Below are 1,648 nucleotides of genomic sequence, written 5' to 3'. Positions count from 1 at the left end.
CCGCAGGCCCGCCGCGCGCAGCAGGCGCGCGGTGGCCCGGCCGATCGGCCCTGTGCCCACGACGAGCACCGAGGCACCCGCGACCCGCTCGGTCTCCCGGTGCCGCCACCGACGCTGCTCCTGCAACCGCAGGGACCCGGCGAAGTCCTTGGCGAAAGCGAGCACGACCCCCAGGACGTACTCGGCGATCGGCCCGTCGAAGACCCCGCGCGAATTGGTCAGCGTGACGTCGCTGTCCCGGATACCGTCGAACATCACCGGGTCCACCCCGGCACTGGCGATATGCAGCCAGCGGAGCCGGTCGGCGGCGTGCCAGGCCCCGGGCACCGCGGTGGACAGGAAGTCGTAGACGAACAACGCGTCCGCGCCCGTCAGCGCGTCGGCGAGGCCGTCGGCGTCGGTGTAACGGACGGTGGCCGACCGTTCGATGGCGTCCATGTCCGGAGGGCGCTTCTCACCGCAGAGCACGGCGAGCACCGGCTGTTCCGTGCCAGTCACGTTGACACGGTATGTGTGCGTCGTATGATTGTCAACAATCCGAGGAGTCCCCCCGGAGGCACTCTGCTGCACACACGCCGTCGGAGGTCGAGCCTTGGATTTCGCCGCCCTGGACTTCCCCGCGTTCGACGGCCCGCTGGCCCAGCGCGGCGTCGGCGTCATCGCGCCGTTCGACCTCGCGCTCGAACGCGAGCTGTGGCGCTGGGTGCCGATGGAAGTATCGCTGCACCTGGCCCGCACGCCGTACGAGCCCGTGCCCGTCAGCATGGAGATGGCCCACCTCGTCGGCAACTCGGCGCACCTCGCGGCGGCGACACGCGATGTGTTGCACGTGGAGCCGGAGGTGGTGGCCTACCTGTGCACCTCGGGCAGCTTCGTCAACGGGGTCGATGCCGAGCGCATGCAGCGCAAGGTCATCTGTGACGCGGGCGCGCCCGACGCGGTGACCACCTCAGGGGCACTGGCCGAGGTCCTGCGCCAGCTCGACCTGCACCGCATCTCGGTGCTGACCCCGTACGACGGCGACCTCACCGCGAAACTGCACGACTTCCTCGACGAGCTCGGGGTGAAGACCATGTCCAGCGACCACCTCGGCCTGGGCGGTGGCATCTGGAAAGTCAACTACCGCACGATCGCCGAGCGGATCCTCGCCGCCAACCACGCGGACGCCGAGGCGATCTTCGTCAGCTGCACGAACCTGCCCACCTACGACGTCATCGAACCGCTCGAGTCCGCGCTCGGCAAACCGGTGCTGACCGCCAATCAGCTCACCATGTGGGCATGCCTGCGCCGGATGGACCTGCCGATCGTCGGACCGGGCCGGTGGCTGCGCGAAGTGTCCTGATTCCGCACTAGGATTGTCGACAATCCTGCCAGGAGGTGCCCGTTGTTCGAGTCGCCCGCGTACTCCCCGTCGGCCGCGGGGTCCCCGGCCCGGCCCGCCACCGTCGGGTTCGTCTACCCCGACCACGCCGCCGAGGACGACTACCCGCTCGCCGAACGCCTGCTCGGCGACGGCGCCCGCCTGCCCGTGACCCACATCTACGGCACCGACCTGCACGCCGTGGCCGAACTGCTCGACCTGGGCAGCCCCGCCCGGCTGGCCGAGGGCGCGGCGCGGCTCACCGGGCACGGGCCGGACGCGGTGGTC

2 protein-coding genes and 1 pseudogene are annotated in these 1,648 nt (G+C 70.6%); 2 read left to right on the top strand and 1 reads right to left on the bottom strand.

Features of this window, described 5'->3' with window-relative positions; all coding sequences use genetic code 11:
• A partial coding sequence (locus SACSA_RS0104920; RefSeq protein ID WP_408640267.1) for an NAD(P)-dependent oxidoreductase occupies nt 1-438 on the bottom strand: 438 nt, incomplete at its 3' end.
• A gap of 154 nt (nt 439-592) precedes the next feature.
• On the opposite strand from SACSA_RS0104920, the gene SACSA_RS0104915 reads away from it, so the two are divergent.
• The gene (locus tag SACSA_RS0104915; RefSeq protein ID WP_019814028.1) at nt 593-1,342 is read left to right on the top strand and encodes a maleate cis-trans isomerase family protein; all 750 of its coding nucleotides are present in this window, start codon (nt 593-595) and stop codon (nt 1,340-1,342) included.
• Between the two features lie 42 nt (nt 1,343-1,384).
• Nucleotides 1,385-1,648 (top strand): annotated as a pseudogene (locus tag SACSA_RS21570) (hypothetical protein); the annotation flags it as partial.

The sequence above is a fragment of the Saccharomonospora saliphila YIM 90502 genome (assembly GCF_000383795.1).
GTDB lineage: Bacteria > Actinomycetota > Actinomycetes > Mycobacteriales > Pseudonocardiaceae > Saccharomonospora > Saccharomonospora saliphila.
This window is presented reverse-complemented; position numbering and strand designations above follow the sequence as displayed.